At 69.8% G+C, this 3252-nt stretch carries 4 protein-coding genes; 1 reads left to right on the top strand and 3 read right to left on the bottom strand.

Translation table 11 applies throughout. The annotated features are described in order from the left end of the window. Positions 1 to 837, top strand: an 837-nt coding sequence (locus tag VN779_RS02735; protein WP_325719778.1) for a hexose kinase, incomplete at its 5' end; no start/stop codon positions are given. Between the two features lie 17 nt (positions 838 to 854). Here the strand turns inward: VN779_RS02735 and VN779_RS02730 are convergent. The 3 genes from VN779_RS02730 to VN779_RS02720 all read right to left on the bottom strand — a co-directional run. Continuing rightward, entirely contained in the window at positions 855 to 1520 is a 666-nt protein-coding gene (locus tag VN779_RS02730; RefSeq protein ID WP_325719776.1) for a response regulator transcription factor, read from the bottom strand. Continuing rightward, positions 1517 to 2635, bottom strand: coding sequence for a sensor histidine kinase (locus VN779_RS02725; RefSeq protein WP_325719775.1), 1119 nt, complete (start codon positions 2633 to 2635; stop codon positions 1517 to 1519). Before VN779_RS02725 ends, VN779_RS02730 begins: the two co-directional genes overlap by 4 nt. Positions 2636 to 2651: 16 nt before the next feature. Continuing rightward, a partial coding sequence (locus VN779_RS02720) for an ABC transporter permease (protein ID WP_325719773.1) occupies positions 2652 to 3252 on the bottom strand: 601 nt, incomplete at its 5' end.

Genomic DNA, 3252 nt, shown 5'->3' with positions numbered 1-3252 from the left:
GAGGTGCACGCCCGCGCCGGCGGCAAGGGCGTCAACGTCGCCCGCGTGCTGCATCAACTGGACGAGCCGGTAACCGTCGCAGGCCTGTGCGGTGGCGCGACTGGCGCGGAAATCGCGGCGGACCTGCAACGCAGTGGATTGCCCGCCGCGTTCACGCTGATCTCGGGGCAATCACGCCGCACGGTGACGGTCGTCGACGCCAGAGATGCGACGGTGTTCAACGAACCGGGGCCGCCGGTGAGCGCTGCCGAATGGACCGCGTTCACCGCCGCGTTCGACGAGATTGCCAAGGCAGGGCGCGTTGTCGTCGCGTCCGGCAGCGTGCCACCCGGGTGCCCGGACACCGCCTATGCCGAACTCGTGGCAATCGCCCGCGCGAACGGCGCGGCGGTGGTACTTGACGCTGAAGGCGAGCAGCTGCGGCACGCACTCGGCGCGCGACCCGACGTGGCGAAACCCAATGCGGCCGAGGTCGCCCACCTGTTCGGGAGGCCCGTCAGCACACGCCAGGACGCACGCGACGCCGCCCAGCTACTGTGCGACAGCGGGGCCGAGGCCGGGATCGTGTCGCTCGGCGCCGAGGGTTTCGTCGCGGTCACCCCCTCGGCCGTATTTGACGTTCGACTGCCACGGCGGATACGCGGCAACCAAACCGGCGCGGGTGATGCGCTCGCCGGCGCGATCGCCCGCGGGCTTGCCCGGCACGACCCGTGGCCCGAGCTGCTGGCCGATGCCGCTGCCCTCTCGGCCGCGGCCGTAGCGGTTCCGGTGGCCGGCAGCGTCGCGATCGACGTCATGGCCGAGGTCCGCCCGGGCGTTGTTGTCCAGAAGGTCTGAACCCGCCTCACACGGCGTCACTCGGTCGGCTTCTGGCGTGGGCTCACCAGGCCGCTGTCGAACGCGAGGACCACCGCCGCCGCTCGATCACGCAGGTCGAGCTTGGTGAAGACGTGATTGACGTGGCTCTTCACCGTTCCTTCGCCGAGCACGAGGTAGGCGGCAATCTCGGCGTTGGACATGCCCTGCCCGATGAGCGCGAGCACCTCGCGCTCACGCGCGGTGAGGACATCGAGGCTCTCGGCGGGGGAAGAGACATCAGGCGCCGCGCGATAGGCGGTAAGGACCCGCCCCGTCACCGCAGGATCCAGCCAGGCCCCGCCCTCAGCAACTGTGCGTACCGCGCGCTGTAGGTCCTCGGCCGGTACGCCCTTGAGGAGGAAGCCCGATGCGCCGGCCCGAAGCGCGGCCGCGAGGATCTCGTCGTCGTCGAACGTGGTGAGTACCAGCACCGGTGGTGGGTCGGTGACCCGGCCGATCGCCTTGGTCGCGGCCACGCCATCGACGACGGGCATGCGGACGTCCATCAGCACGACGTCGGGTTGCAGGCGAACCACGGCGGCGGCGACGCCGGACCCGTCAGCACATTCGCCGACGATGTCGAAGCCGTACCGCTCCCGCAGGATGCCGCGGAGGCCGGCCCGGACGAGTTCCTGGTCGTCGACGATGAGGAGGCGGATCACTTCGCCGCTCCGTGCGTCGCGTGCATGGGCAAGGCGGCGTGCACCAGCCAACCGCTGCCGCCCGGACCGGCCTCGCACTGTCCGCCCAGCGCCTCGGCGCGTTCGCGCATGCCGAGCAGCCCGAGGCCCGTCCCCGCGGTGGGCGGACCGGAACTGTCGACCGTCACTTGCACGGTCGAGTCGGTGACGGCGACATATACCGTGCAGGCGGCCTGCGGTGCATGCTTCGCGGCGTTGGTGAGGCTCTCTTGCACGATTCGGTAGGCGGCCAACCCGACGGTGGCCGGCATCGCACTGATGTCGCCGTCCAGGTGCAGGCGCACGTCGACGCCGGCGCCACGGAATTGCTCGACCAGGCCGGTGATGTCGCTACCGCCCGGCAACGGCCGCATCCGATCGGTCGGTCCGCGCATCAGGCCGACCGCGTGGCGCACCTCCTCGAGACTCTCGCGGCCGAGCCGTTCGGCCTCGGCCAACGCCCGCGCTGCTTCGTCCGGGTCGTCGGCAAGTGCGAGCCGGGCCGATGACACGTGCAGCAGCGACACTGTGAGGCTGTGCGCGATCACGTCGTGCATCTCGCGGGCGATGCGATTGCGCTCCTCGGCTTGCGCGCGCTGCGCCAGACCGGCCTGCGCCTCGCGCAGCTGCACGAGCAGGTCGCGTTGCCGTCGGCCGAACGTGCAGCCGACGAAGGCAAAAACGGTGCCGCCAATCCAGCCGAACCAACCTGGGTCTTGCACAGTGAAAAGAAATTCGCCGAACAAGAGGAGAACCGTCCCAACCGCGAGCACGACGGTGACGAGCATGGGTGCCGCGAGCGCCGCCCAGCCGACCAGCACGATCACGGCGAACCAGCCGACATTGGAGGGCTGGCCGTTGCACACGACGGCGACCGCCGCGACAGCCCCGGCCGCCGCCGGCAGCATCCAGGTGCGCGACGCGAAGAACGCCGCCGCGCCGAGAACCAGCCCGGCCAGACCGAACACGAGGGCAAGGATGGGGCGGTCGCCCGCGCGCCGGACTACTCCGACAACGACCAGAAGCGCGAACACGCCGAAGACCGCCCACCTCGCAGCGCGAGGGAGCGGCTCCGGCATGAGCGTCAGGTCAGTCACAAGTCAATGCCTACATTTACAGGGCCGTGCGCCGCACCGCGACATATGTCGCCACGACGGCGAGCCCAGCTACCGCGATCAGCGCCGGTGTCGCTGTACCGATACCGAGCCAGGGCTCGCGAATCGATTTGGTGACCCAGGTCAATGGCAGAACGTCGGCGACGTGACGCAACGCTGACCCCATCACATGCGGCGGCGGACCGCCGGCACCGAGCAGGAACGACGGGAAGAAGAGCATCAAGCCGACTGCTTGGGCCGCCCGCGCGCTCGGTAGGAGCGAACCGAGCAGCACCCCGATGCTTACGAAGCCGATCGAACCAAACCCGAGTCCGGCGATCACCCGCCCCGCGTGGTGCACCGACGGGATGCCGTAGACCGGCGCGGCAACGACGAGAAGGACGGCGCCGGCCACAGCTATCGTGGCCAATCCGATGACCATTTCGGCCAACGCGAACGACCAGCGCGGGAAGCCGGCAGCCGCGAACCGGCGTATCACGCCACGCTCCCGATAAGCCGCCAAGTGCACCGGCAGCATGACCAGGCCGGTCGAGGCGATCACGACGGTGAAGTACGACGCGACGTACCAGTGCGACGGGTTCTGTCCGGCAAACGCCGGG

Origin of the sequence: Actinocrinis sp. (genome assembly GCF_035605935.1) — a bacterium.
GTDB lineage: Bacteria > Actinomycetota > Actinomycetes > Streptomycetales > Catenulisporaceae > Actinocrinis.
This window is presented reverse-complemented; position numbering and strand designations above follow the sequence as displayed.